This is a genomic window from Streptomyces flaveolus (assembly GCF_044765825.1).
Lineage (GTDB): Bacteria > Actinomycetota > Actinomycetes > Streptomycetales > Streptomycetaceae > Streptomyces > Streptomyces flaveolus.
Window position 1 is genome coordinate 112,430 of record NZ_JBIWKU010000018.1, and the last position, 13,583, is coordinate 126,012.

Here is a 13,583-nt window from a genome sequence, read left to right on the forward strand (position 1 = left end):
TCAAGGATGCCAGCACGTACGGGTGTTCCGGGAACGACGATCCCCGCGCGAACGCGACCACGGGGGCAACGGAACGGGACCAGTTCACTCACACGAGTGACGTGCCAGCTCGCTCACCCGGTCTCCGCAGACCGCCGCGGCCACCAGCGCGACGGCGTGCGCGGCGAGTCCCGCCCTGCCGTTTCCCTCCACGACGGCGGCGCCCAGGGCCGCGCCCAGGGCGTGCGCTCCGGTGTCGCCGAGCATCGTCCGCCCGGCGACGTCGTCGGGGAGTACGGCCGCGGCGGCCCCCATCGCGGCGGCGGCCGTCTCCGCTCCGGGGCCCTGCCTCAGGAGCCCCGGCGCCCCGAGCGCGAGGACCACGGCGGCGGCCCTGCCGGGGCGCACGTCCACGAGGTTGACGAGGTGCGCGGCGCCGGCGATCACCACGCCCGCGAGCACCTTGTCCAGCGGCCTTTCCTTCATCACCGCACCCGCAAGGAGCCCGGCCCCGCAGATCCCGAACAGCTTCACCGCCCCGCCGGTGACCTCACCGTCCCGCAGCGCCGTCAGATGCGCCCGGAACCCCCGCCGGGGATCCTGGGCCCCCGCCACGTCGTCGTAGGCCCCGCAGACCCCGGCGGCGAGCACGGCGAGCCCGGCGGCGGGCCGCGCCCGCCCCGCCCCGACCGCCACCGCCACGGCCGACGCGGGCCCGGCATACAGCCCGACCATCCGCCCGGCGTGGTTCTTCCGCTCCCAGCGGTCCCGGCCGCCCGGCGCCGCCGCCCGCAGCGCGGTCAGGCCGGTCCGGGCCACGGCGGCGGCGAGGGCGAAGGAGGCACCGGTCCGGCGACTGCGCTTGATCATCCGGCCACCCTACGGGACCCCCGCGGGGCATCCCCGGCCGAAGGTCCGCGCCCGCGGGGCGCCGCGGGATCCCCCGGTCCCGCCCGAACCGACGCCTGTGAAGGCCCGCACCGGGTCCCCCGTGCAACACCGCCCACGGAGCCGCTCCGGCGGAGGACATGCGGCCAAAAGGCCACCGACGCGGCACCCGCACACGAAGCCGGCCCCGCGGACGGCGTGCCCCCCGAGACCACCGACGCGGCACCCGCACACGAAGCCACCTCTGCGGACGGCGTGCGCGCCGAGGTGGCTGACGCGGCGCCCGCGCACACGGCCACCGCCTCCGGAGAACGGAGGCATCCCGGCGGTCACCGCGGCCGGCGGCCCTGGCTACACGGCGCCGGCCACCGCACCGGCGTCCACCGGGCCGCGCCCCTACCCGTCGTCCCTCGCCGTCGCGAGCAGTTCCTCCGCGTGGGCGCGGGCCGTCTCCGAGTCCTCCTGGCCCGCTAGCATCCGGGACAGCTCCCGGATCCGCTCCTCGCCCTCGAGGACCTTGACCCCGGAGCGGGTGACCGAGCCGTCGTTCGTCTTCTCCACCAGCAGCTGCCGGTCGGCGAACGCGGCGACCTGCGGAAGATGCGTGACCACGACGACCTGCGCGGTCTTCGCGAGCCGCGCCAGGCGCCGCCCGATCTCCACCGCCGCCTTGCCGCCGACCCCGGCGTCGACCTCGTCGAAGAGGTACGTCGGCACCGGGTCGGTCCCCGCGAACACGACCTCCACGGCCAGCATCACCCGCGACAGCTCACCGCCGGAGGCGCCCTTGGCGATGGGACGCGGCGGCGCGCCCGGGTGCGGGGCGAGCAGCAGCTCGACCTCGTCGGCGCCCGACGGCCCGTACGCGACCGCACGTCCGCCGACCTCCACGCCCTCGGGGTCCTCGGTCTGCCGGACGTCGAACGACACGCGCGCGTGCGGCATCGCGAGCGAGGCCAGCTCGGCGGTCACCGCGGCGGCGAACCGCTCGGCGGCCTCCGTCCGCGCGTCGGTCAGTGCCTGCGCCAGTCCGCCCAGTTCCGCCCGCAGCGCGTCCCGCTCGACGGTCAGCTCGCCGATCCGCTCGTCGTCGCCGTCCAGCTCGGTCAACCGCGCGGCGCTCTGCTCGGCCCAGGTCAGCACGGCCGTGACGTCCTCGCCGTACTTCCTGGTCAGCGCGGTGAGCGCGGCCCGCCGTTCCTCGACCGCCGCCAGCCGCAGCGGATCGGCGTCCAGGTCGTCGGCGTACCCCGCCAGCTCCCCGGCCACGTCCCGCAGCAGGATCCCGACCTCGCCGATCCGCTCGGCGAGCGAGGCGAGCGCCGGGTCGTGCGACCGCACGGCGTCCAGGGCCCGCTGCGCGCCCGCGACGAGCGTCGCCGCGTCCACGCCCTCGGGGTCCTCCGGATTGCCCGCCAGCGCGGCGTGCGCGGCCGTCGCGGCCGATGCCAGCGCCTCGGCGTGCCCGAGCCGCTCGGCCTCCTCCGCGAGTTCCACGTCCTCGCCGGCGCGCGGTTCGACGGCCGCCACCTCGTCGAGGCCGTAGCGCAGCAGATCGGCCTCCTGGGCGCGCTCGCGCGCCCGCGTGGTGATCTCCTCCAGCTCCGACACGACGGCGCGCAGCCGACGGTAGGCCCCGGCGTACTTGGCGAGCGGCACGGCGACCGCGTCACCGGCGTACCGGTCCAGTGCCTGCCGCTGCCGGGACTGTTTCAGCAGCCCCTGCTGGTCGGTCTGCCCGTGCACGGCCACCAGCTCGTCGGCGAGCTCGGCGAGCATCCCCACGGGCACGGAGCGCCCGCCCAGATGCGCCCGCGAACGCCCTTCGGCGGAAACGGTACGGCTGATCAGCAGGGCACCGTCGTCCAGCTCGGCCCCGGCCTCCTCGGCCCGCACGGCCGCGGCGGCGTCACCGGGCACGGCGATCCGCCCCTCGACGACCGCGTTCTTGGCCCCGATCCGCACCAGCGCCGCGTCCGCGCGCCCGCCCAGGAGCAGCCCGAGACTGGTGACCACCATGGTCTTGCCCGCACCCGTCTCACCGGTGACAGCGGTGAACCCGGGCGACAGCTCGACAACAGCGTCGTCGATGACTCCGAGCGACCGTATCCGCATCTCCTCAAGCACGGACACGACCTTACGAGGTCCGGGGCGGGGAGCGCACACAGGCCGCCCATGCGACGCCGGGCGATTGCATGCCGCCGGGGCGCGGGGCTGTGCTGGTGGCGGCTGCGCCGCGGGGCGCGACCAGCCGCAGACGGCCCGCGGCCAGGACGCGACAGAACCACCCCTTCGAGTCCGCTAGTGCGGAGCACCCCGCCACCCGGACACGGGCAGCGCGAACTTCGCCACCAGCCGGTCCGTGAACGACGCGTGATGCAGCCGGGCCAGCCGCACCGGCACCGCTCCCCGCCGGACCTCCACCCGCGCCCCCGGCGGCAACTCCACCGTCCGCCGCCCGTCGCACCACAGCACCCCCGGCGGGATGTGCGGCAGCACCTCCACCGCGAGCACCGAGTCCGGCGAGGTCACCAGCGGCTTCGCGAACAGCGCGTGCGCGCTGATCGGCACCATCAGCAGCGCCTCGACCTCGGGCCACACCACCGGCCCGCCGGCCGAGAAGGCGTACGCCGTCGACCCGGTCGGCGTCGACAGCACGATGCCGTCGCAGCCGAACCCCGTCACCGGCCGCCCGTCGATCTCCAGCACGACCTCGAGCAGCTTCTCTGCGCCGGCCTTCTGCACGGCGGCCTCGTTCAGCGCCCAGTCGGTGTGGACGATGTCGCCGTTGCGGTGGACGACGACGTCTACGGTCATCCGCTCCTCGACCTCGTACGCCCGGCTCACCACCCGGTCGACGACCTTGTCGAGGTCGTCCCGTTCGGCCTCGGCGAGGAAGCCGACCCGGCCGAGGTTGACGCCGAGCATCGGCACGCCGGAGGCGCGGGCGAACTCGGCGCCGCGCAGCAGCGTCCCGTCACCGCCCAGCACGATGAGCAGCTCGCACCCGTCGAGGCACTGCGGGGTGGCCTCCCCGACCAGCTCCACCTCGTCCGGCAGCGGCAGATCGCGCGCCTCGGCCTCCAGGACCCGCACCCCGATGCCGGCCAGCAGCAGCCCCTTGACCACGAGCTCGGCGCTGCGGATGGCCGCGGGCCGCCCGGTGTGGGCGAGCAGGAAAACAGTACGAGCTCGGTTCTGTGTCAACGCGGCCCCTCCGCCACTGCACGGTCAACGTCGGCCGGGTCCAGTTCACCGGCCCCGGCCCGCAGCCACAGAAAGTACTCGACGTTCCCGGAGGGACCGGGCAGCGGACTGGCGGTGACCCCCTTCACACCGAGTCCCAGGTCCCAGGCCCTGCGGGCGACGCCCCGTACGGCCTCGGCCCGCAGCTGCGCACTGCGTACCACTCCCCCGCTGCCCAGCCGCTCCTTGCCCACCTCGAACTGCGGCTTCACCATCATCACCAAATCGGCGTCCGGCCGCGTGCACCGCACCAGGGCGGGCAGCACCAGTCCGAGCGGGATGAAGGACAGATCCCCCACGACAAGATCCACGGGCTCCCCATCGATCGCGTCCAGCGTCAACTCACGTACGTTCGTACGGTCCTTGACGGTGACGCGTTCATCCTGCCGGAGGGACCAGGCGAGTTGTCCGTATCCGACGTCCACGGCGACGACGTGCGCGGCGCCCGCCCGCAGCAGGACGTCGGTGAAGCCCCCGGTGGAGGCGCCCGCGTCGAGCGCGCGCCGTCCCTCGACGACGAGGCCCTGCGGCAGGAACGCCGCGAGGGCGCCGGCGAGCTTGTGGCCGCCGCGCGAGACGTAGTCGGGGTCGCTGTCGTCCTGGGTGACGACGATGGCCGCGGCGGTCTCCACCTGGGTGGCGGGTTTGGTCGCGACGGTCTTGCCGACGCTCACCCGGCCGGCGGCGATCAGCTGGCTGGCGTGCTCGCGCGAGCGCGCCAGCTTGCGGCGGACCAGCTCCGCGTCGAGACGGCGGCGTGCGACTCCTGCCACGTTCGGTTCAGCTCCTGTGTTCGTGCGGCGAATGGGACTCGTGGCCCGAAGGGCCCCGTTGAGGGGCGGTGGTCGGGCGACGGGTGGGGGCCGGAGGTCCCGGGCGGGCGTCGAGCGCGGTGAGCGCGTCGCGCAGCCCCCGGTGTACATCCTCGTACACCTCGACGTGCCCGTCCGTGGCGAGGTGGTCGGCGTCGGCCAGGCGCCGCAGTCCGGCGTCCACCTCGGCGTCGCCGGTGGGTGTGCGGGGGACGCCGAGGGGGGCGGGGCCGGCGGGGGCGTACTCGTCCCGCGCCTCCCGGGGCCCCGCCTCGGCGTCCGCCTCCTGGCCGCCGGCCTGCGGTACTGCGTCGTTCATGCCCCGACGCTACCGCGAACGCTGCGGTACGGTCTGTCCCGATGGCGACGACTGAGGAGTGCCGTGACGCACTCGACAAGCTCTCGGACAACATGCACGGCGCCGAAGGGGACGTGCGGTCGGCGACCGCGCTGGACCGCTCGGTGAGCTGCCACATCACCGACCTGGACGTCACCTTCGCGGGCCGCATGGCGGACGGCCGGATCGACGTGCGCGAGACCCTCGACGGGCCGCCGCGCGAGAGGGCCGAGATCAGGCTGGCGATGACCGGCGACGACCTGGTGGCCCTGGTCGACGGCGAGCTGAACTTCGCCAAGGCCTGGGGCTCGGGCCGGGTGAAGCTGGAGGCGGGGCTGCGCGACCTGTTCCGCCTCAGGAAGCTTCTGTAGCCGCCCTCAGGACGCCTTCGTCGCCGACACCTTCTCGCGCTCGCCGGTGACGCGTGCCTTGCGCGCGGCCGGCACCACCAGCGGCGTGCCCGTCTCCGGGTCGTCGATGATCTGGCAGCGCAGTCCGAAGACCTCCTCGACCAGTTCGGCCGTGACGATGTCGTTCGGCGCGCCCTCGGCGATCACCTTTCCGCCGCGCAGGGCGATGAGGTGGGTGGCGTACCGGGCGGCGTGGTTGAGGTCGTGCAGGACGGCCACCAGGGTGCGGCCCTGGGTCTCGTGGAGTTCCGCGCACAGGTCCAGGACGTCGATCTGGTGCTGGATGTCCAGGTACGTCGTCGGCTCGTCGAGCAGCAGCAGCGGGGTCTGCTGGGCGAGCGCCATGGCGATCCACACGCGCTGGCGCTGCCCGCCGGAGAGTTCGTCGACGTAGCGGTCGGCGAGTCCGGTGATGCCGGTCTGGGCCATCGACTCCTGGACGACCCGCTCGTCCTCGCTCGACCACTGGCGCAGCAGGCCCTGGTGCGGGTAGCGGCCCCGGCCCACCAGGTCGCCGACGGTGATGCCGTCGGGCGCGATGGACGACTGCGGCAGCAGGCCGAGGGTCCGCGCGACCTTCTTGGCGGGCATCGACTGGATGACCGACCCGTCGAGGAGCACCCGGCCCCGGCTCGGCTTCAGCATCCGCGACAGGGCGCGCAGCAGGGTCGACTTGCCGCAGGCGTTGGGGCCGACGATCACCGTGAAGGAGTTGTCGGGTATCTCCACCGACAACTGCTCGGCGATGACCCGCTGGTCGTAGGCGAGGGTGACGTTCTCCGCGGACAGACGGTTCACGATGCTCCTTTGGTTGTTCAGCCCGCTGGTGGCGGTGGCACCGGCGCTCATATCCGGCCCGCCTTGCGCTCGGTGACCAGCAGCCACAGCAGATAGACGCCGCCGAGGACGCCGGTGACCACGCCCACGGGCAGCTGGTCGGCGCCGAAGGCCCGCTGCGAGACCCAGTCGGCGCCGACCAGCAGGGCGGCGCCCATGCAGAGCGACGGCAGCAGGTTGGGGCCGGGCGAGCGGGTCAGGCGCCGGGCGAGCTGCGGCGCGGTGAGCGCGACGAAGCTGACCGGTCCGGCGGCGGCGGTCGCGGCGGCGGTGAGCAGCACGGCGGCCACCATCAGCAGCATCCGCACGCGCTCGACGCGCACGCCGAGGGCGTACGAGATGTCGTCGCCCATCTCCATCAGCCTGAGCGCCCGGCCGTTGGCGAGGACGAGCGGCACGAGCACCGCGCACAGCGCCAGCAGGGGCCAGACCTGGGCCCAGTCACGGCCGTTGAGCGAACCGGTCATCCAGACGACGGCACGGGCGGCGTCGACGATGTCGGCCCGGGTCATCAGATAGCCGTTGATCGCCGTGACGATCGCGGACATGCCGATGCCGACCAGGACGAGTCGATATCCGTGCACTCCCCGCTTCCAGGCGAGCACATAGATACCGATGCCGGTCACCAGGCCGCCCGCGAGCGCGCCGAGGGTGACCTGGGTGGCGGTCCCGGAGAACAGGACGATCATCACGAGGGCGCCGGCCGTCGCTCCCTGGCCGAGTCCGAGCACGTCCGGACTGCCCAGCGGGTTGCGCGAGATGGCCTGGAACAGCGCGCCGCCCAGCCCGAGCGCGGCACCGACCAGCAACCCGACCAGGACCCGCGGCAGCCGCAGTTCGTTGACGATGAACTCCTGGCTGGGATTCCCGTCGCCGGCCAGGGTCTTCAGCACGTCCCCGGCCGGTATTTCGAACTCGCCGGTGCCGATCAGCAGGACGCTCGCGGCGAGCGCGACGACCAGCAGCAGGGCGACGACGACCACGGCCCGGACGTCGAGGCGCAGTGAGAGCCCTCCCGGACTCCGTACAACACGGTGGGTCTTCACAGCTGGGCCGTCCTCCGCCGTCGTACGAGAAAGATGAAGACCGGTCCGCCGAGGACCGCGGTGACGATGCCGACCTGGAGCTCCGAGGGCCGCGCGACGATCCGGCCGAGGACGTCCGCGCCGAGCAGCAGCACGGGCGACAGGATCGCCGCGTACGGCATGATCCAGCGCATGTCGGGCCCGGTGAAGGAGCGCACGATGTGCGGGACCATCAGGCCGACGAACACGATCGGCCCGCAGGCGGCGGTCGCGGCCCCGCACAGCACGGTGGCGGCGAGCATGGACAGCGCCCGCGTGCGGTTCAGGTTGGCGCCGAGGGCCCTGGCAGTGTCGTCGCCCATCTCCATGGCGTTGAGCGGCTTGGACAGCGCGAGCGCGAGGACCGTGCCGGTCACGAAGAACGGCAGCACCTCCCTGATGGTCCCGGTCGTCGCCGACGACAGCGAACCGACCGTCCAGAACCGCATCCGTCCCAGCGCCGCGTCATCCATGATCATCACGGCCTGGAGGTAACCGAAGAGGGCGGCGCTGATCGCGGTGCCGGCCAGCACCAGCCGCACCGGCGTGGCCCCGCGGCTGCCGCCCAGGAACCAGACCAGCGCGCCGACCCCCGCCGCACCGGCGAAGGCGAACCACACGTACCCGCCCAGCGAGCTGACGCCGAAGAAGGTGATGGCCGTGACGACGGCCGCCGAGGCGCCCGCGTTGATGCCGAGCAGACCGGGATCGGCCAGCGGATTGCGGGTGAGCGCCTGGAGCACGGCCCCGGCGAGGCCGAGCGCGGCGCCGGCCAGCAGACCGAGCACGGTCCGCGACAGCCGCTCGCTCACCACGACGTCGCCGTAGGTACCCGAGTCGTGGAACAGGCCGTGCCAGACCTGAGCCAGCGACAGGTCCTTCGCGCCGACCGCGATGCTCGCCATCGCGATCAGCACCAGGATCGCCGCGGAGACGGGCAACCCAACGGCACGCAGCGCACGGCGCTTCGGGGGCGCGGGAGCGGTCTCCGCGCGCTGTTCGGGGGGACTGTCGACCAACACGCAGTTAGGTTAGCCTACCCTGCCAACCGATCACGATCCCCGGGATGCACCTCGGCGCCGCCCGGCGGGGCTCCTTCCCCTTCCGCCGGGGCCCGACCCCGGCCGTTCCTCCGGCTCACAGCCCCAGCCGCGCCAGCGCCTTCCCCGTGTCCAGCGCGTATGCGCTCTCCCCGCCCGCCGTCCAGGCCGCCGCGCACAGCGCGCGCAGTCCGTCCAGCGCCTCGCCGTCGCCCTCCAGCTCCAGCCGCTCGCCACCCGCGGTCGCCGTCCAGCCGCCGCAGCGGAAGCCGCCGTCCTCGTCCCCCGTGACCTCCGGCTGCCCGGTGAGCAGTCCGCGCAGATCGGCGTCGACGTACGTCGGCCGGTGCTGCGGGGGTGCGGCCAGCAACTGGGCGCCGTCGGTCACCCCGGTCAGGACGAGCAGCGAGTCGACGTCCCCGTTGAACGCGCCCTCGATGTCCGTGTCCAGCCGGTCCCCGACCACCAGGGGCCGCTTCGCGCCGGTCCGCAGGATCGTCTCCCGGTGCATGGGAGGCAACGGCTTCCCCGCGACCTGGGGATCGGCCCCGGTGGCGATCCGCACGACCTCCACCGCCGCACCGTTGCCCGGTGCGATGCCCCGGGCGCCCGGGATCGTCAGGTCGGTGTTGGAGGCGTACCACGGAACGCCCCGCGCGATCGCGTAGCACGCCTCGGCGAAGCGCCCCCACGGCAGCTCGGGCCCGCCGAAGCCCTGCACCACGGCCGCCGGGTCGTCCTCCGCCGACTCGACCGGCACGAGCCCGCGCTCGCGCAACGCGACACGCAGCCCCTCCCCGCCGATCACCAGCACCCGCGCGCCCGACGGCACCTGCTCGGCGATCAGCCGCGCCACCGCCTGCGCCGAGGTGATGACGTCGTCCGCCTCCGTCGGGATGCCCAGCTCGCTCAGGTGCGCGGCGACCGCGTCGGGCGTGCGGAGCGCGTTGTTCGTGACGTACGCCAGGTGCATGCCGCCCGACCTGGCCGTGGCGAGGGACTCCACCGCGTACGCGATCGCGTTCCCCCCGGCGTACACCACGCCGTCCAGGTCGAGCAGCGCCGTGTCGTACGCCTCGCTCAGGTCCCGCCCACTGCCGTCGGGCCTCGTCCTGACGCTCCGGCTCATTGCACATCGCTCCTCATCAGACGCCTTTCCCCCGATCATCCCCCATGCCACCGACAGTCGTACGATGCCGGGATGAATACTGCGGGTCACCCGGAAGCAACGGCGCGCCGGGGCCTGGAACTCACCCCGTTCCGAGGCCTCCGCTACGACCCCGACCGGGTCGGCAGCCTGGCCGCCGTGACGTCTCCTCCGTACGACGTCGTGGTCCGCCCCGACGGACTGCTCCACCTCGAGTCCGCCGACCCGTACAACATCGTCCGGCTGATCCTGCCCCAGGCCGCCACACCGGAAGCCCGCAACGAACAGGCCGCCGACACCCTGCGCAGCTGGCTGTCGGAGGGCGTCCTGACCGCCGACCCGGAACCGGGCCTGTACGTGTACGAACAGCGCGACGGTGGCGGCCTGCTGCAACGCGGCATCATCGGCGCCCTGCGGGTGTCCGACCCCTCGGACCAGGTGGTGCTGCCGCACGAGGACGTCATGCCGCACATCGTCGCCGACCGCGCGGCGCTGATGCGGGCCACGTCGGCGAATCTCGAGCCGCTCCTGCTGACCTACCGGGGCAACGGCGCGACGGCCGCGACCACCACCGTCGTGGAACGCACCGCCGAACGGCCGCCGCTCCTGTCGACGACCACGGAGGACGGCTTCTGCCACCGTCTGTGGTCGCTCACCGATCCGGACGACGTGGCCCGCGTCCGGGCCGAGCTCGCGGAGCACCAGGCCCTGATCGCCGACGGCCACCACCGCTGGGCGACCTACCGCAGGCTCCGCGCGGAGCACCCCTCCCCCAGCCCCTGGGACCACGGCCTCGTCCTCCTGGTCGACACGGCCCGCTATCCGCTCCGGGTCCGTGCCATCCACCGCCTGCTGCACGGCCTCCCGGTGAGCGACGCGGTGACGGCCCTGGACGGCCGCTTCCGCGTCCGGCGCCTGGAGACGTCCCTGACCGAGGCCATGGACGCCCTGGCCCGGGCGGCCGGTGCGGGCAACGCGTTCCTGCTCGCCGGCGACGGCGCCTTCCACCTCGTCGACCGTCCGGACGCCGGCCTGCTGGCCCGCACGGTCCCCACCGGCCGCCCCGAGGCCTGGCGCACCCTGGACGCCACCGTGCTGCACGCCACGCTCCTCGCCCACGTCTGGCACATCCCCGAGGACTCCGCGGCGCACATCTCGTACATCCACGACACGGCGGCCACGGTCGAGAAGGCGGAACGCGACGGCGGTACGGCCGTACTGATGCACCCCGTGCGCGAGGAGGTCGTCCGCGACCTGGCCCGTCAGGGCGTCACGATGCCCCGCAAGTCGACGTCGTTCGGCCCGAAGCCGGCCTCGGGCCTGGTGCTGCGCGCGCTGGATCTGTGACCGGACACGACGAAGGGGCGGGACCGTGTGCCGGTCCCGCCCCTTCGTCATGCCGTGCGGACGTCAGTCCTTGTCGCCGCCCTCGACGTCCTCGACGTCGTCGACGTCGTCGCCGGACGGACCGTCCACGTCGCTCTCGCGTACGCCGTCGTCCTCGCGCTCGTCAAGGGCGTCCATGAACTCCACCCCGTCCAGCTCGGCGAGGCGGTCGGAGGCGTCCGTGCTGCCGTCCCGGTCGGACTCGACGGCCTTGGCGAACCACTCCCGCGCCTCCCGCTCCCGGCCGGCGGCCAGCAGCGCGTCGGCGTAGGCGTACCGCAGCCGCGCGGTCCACGGCTGTACGGAGTTGGAGGCCAGCTCGGGGCTCTGCAGCGTCACGATGGCCGCGTCCAGCTGCCCCATGTCCCGCCGGGCGCCGGCCGCCACGAGCCGCATCTCGACCTGCCCGGCCTTGTCCAGCTTCTGCACCTCGGGGGCACCGGCCATGTCCAGCGCCTTCTCCGGACGGCCGAGACCGCGTTCGCAGTCGGCCATGACCGGCCACAGCTCCACGGAGCCGGTCATCCGCCGGGCGGCCCGGAACTCGGCGAGCGCCTCCGCGTACTTCTGATTGGCGTACGCGGCGAAGCCGCCCGCCTCGCGTACGGCGGCCACACGCGACGCCAGTCGCAGCGCCACCTTGGAGTAGCCGTACGCGGCCTCGGGGTCCTCGTCGAGGAGCCGGGCCACCATCACCAGGTTCCGGGCGACGTCGTCCGCGAGCGTCTTGGGCAGGCTCTGCAGCTCCTGCCGTACGTCCTTGTCGATCTCTTCGCCGGTGACGTCGTCCGGGATCGGCAGCCGCTTGATGGGCTCCCGGTCGCGGTCCCGCTCCTCGCGGAAGCGGCCACCGCCGCCCTGCCGGTCGTCGCGCCCACGGAAGCCACCCGGCCGCCCGCCGCGGTCGTCACGGCGGGGTCCGCGGTCGTCCCGGCCCCGGAACCCGCCACGGTCGCCACCGCGGCTGTCGTCCCGACGGAAGCCACCACGCTCACCACGGTTGTCGTCCCGACGGAAGCCACCGCGGTCGTCACGCCGCTCGTCACGCCGGAAGGCGGGACGGTCGCCACGGTCGTCACGGCGGTCGTCACGCCGGTCATCGCGCCGGAACGAGGGACGGTCCCCGCGGTCACCGCGGTCGTCACGCCGGAAGGCGGGACGGTCACCGCGGTCGTCGCGCCGGAAGGACGGACGGTCGCCACGATCGTCGCGCCGGAACGAGGGACGGTCCCCGCGATCCCCTCGGTCGTCGCGCCGGAAGGCGGGACGGTCGCCACGATCGTCACGCCGGTCATCGCGCCGGAAGGCGGGACGGTCCCCGCGGTCGTCACGCCGGTCATCGCGCCGGAAGGAGGGGCGGTCCCCGCGGTCGCCACGGTCGTCGCGCCGGAAGGCGGGACGGTCTCCCCGGTCGTCCCGGCGGAAGCCACGGTCACGGTCGTCGCGGCGCGGACCACGGTCACGGTCGTCCCGCTGCCCGTACCCGCCACCACGGTTGTCGTCGCGGCGGAAGCCACCGCGGTCGTCACGGTCGTCACGTCGCTCGTCACGCCGGTCATCGCGCCGGAAACCACCGCGCGGCCCGCGGTCATCGGGCCGACGGTCGTCGCGCCGGCCAAAGCCACCGCGCTCGCCTCGGTTGTCGTCGCGCCGGAAGGCGGGACGGTCGCCACGGTCGTCACGCCGGTCACCACGGTCGTCGCGCCGGAAGGACGGACGGTCACCGCGGTCGTCGCGGCGCGGACCACGGTCACGATCGTCGCGACGCGCGTACCCGCCGCCACCACGATTGTCGTCGCGGCGGAAGCCACCGCGGTCCCCACGGTCATCACGACGGTCGTCCCTGCGGAAGCCGCCACGATCGCGGTCGCCGCCCTCACGGCGGCCGGAGCCACCGCGGTCGTCGCGACGGAAGCCACCGCGGTCCCCGCGCTGACCACCGCGTTCACCGCGGTCCCCACTGTCCCGTCGCCGCTGGTCGCGCTCCGGTCGATCGTCGGGAGAGTTGGTGGACATCGGTGACTCCTGTCTTCGGTACCGCAAAGTCATTCTCACGCAGCCGGGTACCCGGTGCGCCCTGGAAAAACGAAAGGACCCCTGGTCCCAGCTGAACGCTGGTGACCAGGGGTCCTTCCCAAAGATTGTTCGGCGGCGTCCTACTCTCCCACAGGGTCCCCCCTGCAGTACCATCGGCGCTGTAAGGCTTAGCTTCCGGGTTCGGAATGTAACCGGGCGTTTCCCCTACGCTATGACCACCGAAACCCTAATGGTTTCGAGCGAACAAGCACACTCTTTAATTGTGCGTTCTACTCAAAGCCGGCAACGGTCGTTGCCTCAGAACTAACACAGTGGACGCGAGCAACTGAGGACAAGCCCTCGGCCTATTAGTACCGGTCACCTCCACACCTCACGGTGCTTCCAGATCCGGCCTATCAAC

13 protein-coding genes and 1 rRNA gene are annotated in these 13,583 nt (G+C 73.5%); 2 read left to right on the top strand and 12 right to left on the bottom strand.

Annotation, left to right across the window (positions count from 1 at the left end; translation table 11 throughout):
* Positions 1 to 84: 84 nt before the first annotated feature.
* The 5 genes from ACIRG6_RS36390 to ACIRG6_RS36410 form a co-directional block, all read right to left on the bottom strand.
* Positions 85 to 849 carry a hypothetical protein gene (locus tag ACIRG6_RS36390; RefSeq protein WP_403326175.1) on the bottom strand — a complete coding sequence of 255 codons (765 nt, stop codon included), beginning with the start codon at positions 847 to 849 and terminating at the stop codon, positions 85 to 87.
* Positions 850 to 1,263: 414 nt separating this feature from the next.
* On the bottom strand, positions 1,264 to 2,982 hold the full coding sequence (gene recN, locus ACIRG6_RS36395; RefSeq protein ID WP_239771141.1) for a DNA repair protein RecN: 1,719 nt from the start codon (positions 2,980 to 2,982) through the stop codon (positions 1,264 to 1,266).
* Between the two features lie 186 nt (positions 2,983 to 3,168).
* Positions 3,169 to 4,074 carry an NAD kinase gene (locus ACIRG6_RS36400; protein WP_189230375.1) on the bottom strand — a complete coding sequence of 302 codons (906 nt, stop codon included), beginning with the start codon at positions 4,072 to 4,074 and terminating at the stop codon, positions 3,169 to 3,171.
* Positions 4,071 to 4,886 carry a hemolysin gene (locus ACIRG6_RS36405; protein WP_239771048.1) on the bottom strand — a complete coding sequence of 272 codons (816 nt, stop codon included), beginning with the start codon at positions 4,884 to 4,886 and terminating at the stop codon, positions 4,071 to 4,073. The genes ACIRG6_RS36400 and ACIRG6_RS36405 overlap by 4 nt, the downstream gene beginning before the upstream one ends.
* A 7-nt stretch (positions 4,887 to 4,893) precedes the next feature.
* Complete coding sequence (locus ACIRG6_RS36410; protein ID WP_365021421.1) at positions 4,894 to 5,244, bottom strand: hypothetical protein; 351 nt, start codon at positions 5,242 to 5,244, stop codon at positions 4,894 to 4,896.
* 41 nt (positions 5,245 to 5,285) lie between these two features.
* Here ACIRG6_RS36410 and ACIRG6_RS36415 point away from each other — a divergent pair, with 41 nt between their 5' ends.
* Entirely contained in the window at positions 5,286 to 5,633 is a 348-nt protein-coding gene (locus tag ACIRG6_RS36415) for an SCP2 sterol-binding domain-containing protein (RefSeq protein WP_350725058.1), read from the top strand.
* A gap of 6 nt (positions 5,634 to 5,639) precedes the next feature.
* On the opposite strand, the gene ACIRG6_RS36420 is transcribed toward ACIRG6_RS36415, so the two are convergent.
* From ACIRG6_RS36420 to ACIRG6_RS36435, 4 genes are all read right to left on the bottom strand, one after another.
* On the bottom strand, positions 5,640 to 6,521 hold the full coding sequence (locus ACIRG6_RS36420) for an ABC transporter ATP-binding protein (protein ID WP_364685253.1): 882 nt from the start codon (positions 6,519 to 6,521) through the stop codon (positions 5,640 to 5,642).
* Positions 6,518 to 7,555, bottom strand: a complete 1,038-nt coding sequence (locus tag ACIRG6_RS36425) for a FecCD family ABC transporter permease (protein WP_365021423.1) — start codon at positions 7,553 to 7,555, stop codon at positions 6,518 to 6,520. The genes ACIRG6_RS36420 and ACIRG6_RS36425 overlap by 4 nt, the downstream gene beginning before the upstream one ends.
* Positions 7,552 to 8,595, bottom strand: coding sequence for a FecCD family ABC transporter permease (locus tag ACIRG6_RS36430; RefSeq protein WP_318217969.1), 1,044 nt, complete (start codon positions 8,593 to 8,595; stop codon positions 7,552 to 7,554). The genes ACIRG6_RS36425 and ACIRG6_RS36430 overlap by 4 nt, the downstream gene beginning before the upstream one ends.
* 115 nt (positions 8,596 to 8,710) lie before the next feature.
* Positions 8,711 to 9,742, bottom strand: coding sequence for an HAD hydrolase-like protein (locus ACIRG6_RS36435; protein ID WP_364685246.1), 1,032 nt, complete (start codon positions 9,740 to 9,742; stop codon positions 8,711 to 8,713).
* A 72-nt stretch (positions 9,743 to 9,814) separates the two neighbouring features.
* Here ACIRG6_RS36435 and ACIRG6_RS36440 point away from each other — a divergent pair, with 72 nt between their 5' ends.
* Positions 9,815 to 11,107 (top strand): DUF1015 domain-containing protein, encoded by a 1,293-nt coding sequence (locus ACIRG6_RS36440; protein WP_403326182.1) that lies wholly within the window; start codon positions 9,815 to 9,817, stop codon positions 11,105 to 11,107.
* A 63-nt stretch (positions 11,108 to 11,170) separates the two neighbouring features.
* Here the strand turns inward: ACIRG6_RS36440 and ACIRG6_RS36445 are convergent, their stop codons facing one another.
* The 3 genes from ACIRG6_RS36445 to rrf all read right to left on the bottom strand — a co-directional run bounded on the left by ACIRG6_RS36445 (position 11,171) and on the right by rrf (position 13,406).
* Positions 11,171 to 11,947, bottom strand: coding sequence for a hypothetical protein (locus ACIRG6_RS36445; RefSeq protein ID WP_403326190.1), 777 nt, complete (start codon positions 11,945 to 11,947; stop codon positions 11,171 to 11,173).
* The gene (locus ACIRG6_RS36450) at positions 11,839 to 13,095 is read right to left on the bottom strand and encodes a hypothetical protein (protein ID WP_403326193.1); all 1,257 of its coding nucleotides are present in this window, start codon (positions 13,093 to 13,095) and stop codon (positions 11,839 to 11,841) included. The genes ACIRG6_RS36445 and ACIRG6_RS36450 overlap by 109 nt, the downstream gene beginning before the upstream one ends.
* 194 nt (positions 13,096 to 13,289) lie before the next feature.
* Positions 13,290 to 13,406 (bottom strand): 5S ribosomal RNA (gene rrf / locus ACIRG6_RS36455).
* Positions 13,407 to 13,583 lie beyond the last annotated feature (177 nt).

Bases quoted from the DNA above. Each gene is read 5' to 3' on its own strand.
- ACIRG6_RS36390 (WP_403326175.1), bottom strand. From the start codon at position 849: ATGATCAAGCGCAGTCGCCGGACCGGTGCCTCCTTCGCCCTCGCCGCC.
- recN (WP_239771141.1), bottom strand. From the start codon at position 2,982: ATGCGGATACGGTCGCTCGGAGTCATCGACGACGCTGTTGTCGAGCTG.
- ACIRG6_RS36410 (WP_365021421.1), bottom strand. From the start codon at position 5,244: ATGAACGACGCAGTACCGCAGGCCGGCGGCCAGGAGGCGGACGCCGAG.
- ACIRG6_RS36415 (WP_350725058.1), top strand. From the start codon at position 5,286: ATGGCGACGACTGAGGAGTGCCGTGACGCACTCGACAAGCTCTCGGAC.
- ACIRG6_RS36420 (WP_364685253.1), bottom strand. From the start codon at position 6,521: ATGAGCGCCGGTGCCACCGCCACCAGCGGGCTGAACAACCAAAGGAGC.
- ACIRG6_RS36435 (WP_364685246.1), bottom strand. From the start codon at position 9,742: ATGAGCCGGAGCGTCAGGACGAGGCCCGACGGCAGTGGGCGGGACCTG.
- ACIRG6_RS36440 (WP_403326182.1), top strand. From the start codon at position 9,815: ATGAATACTGCGGGTCACCCGGAAGCAACGGCGCGCCGGGGCCTGGAA.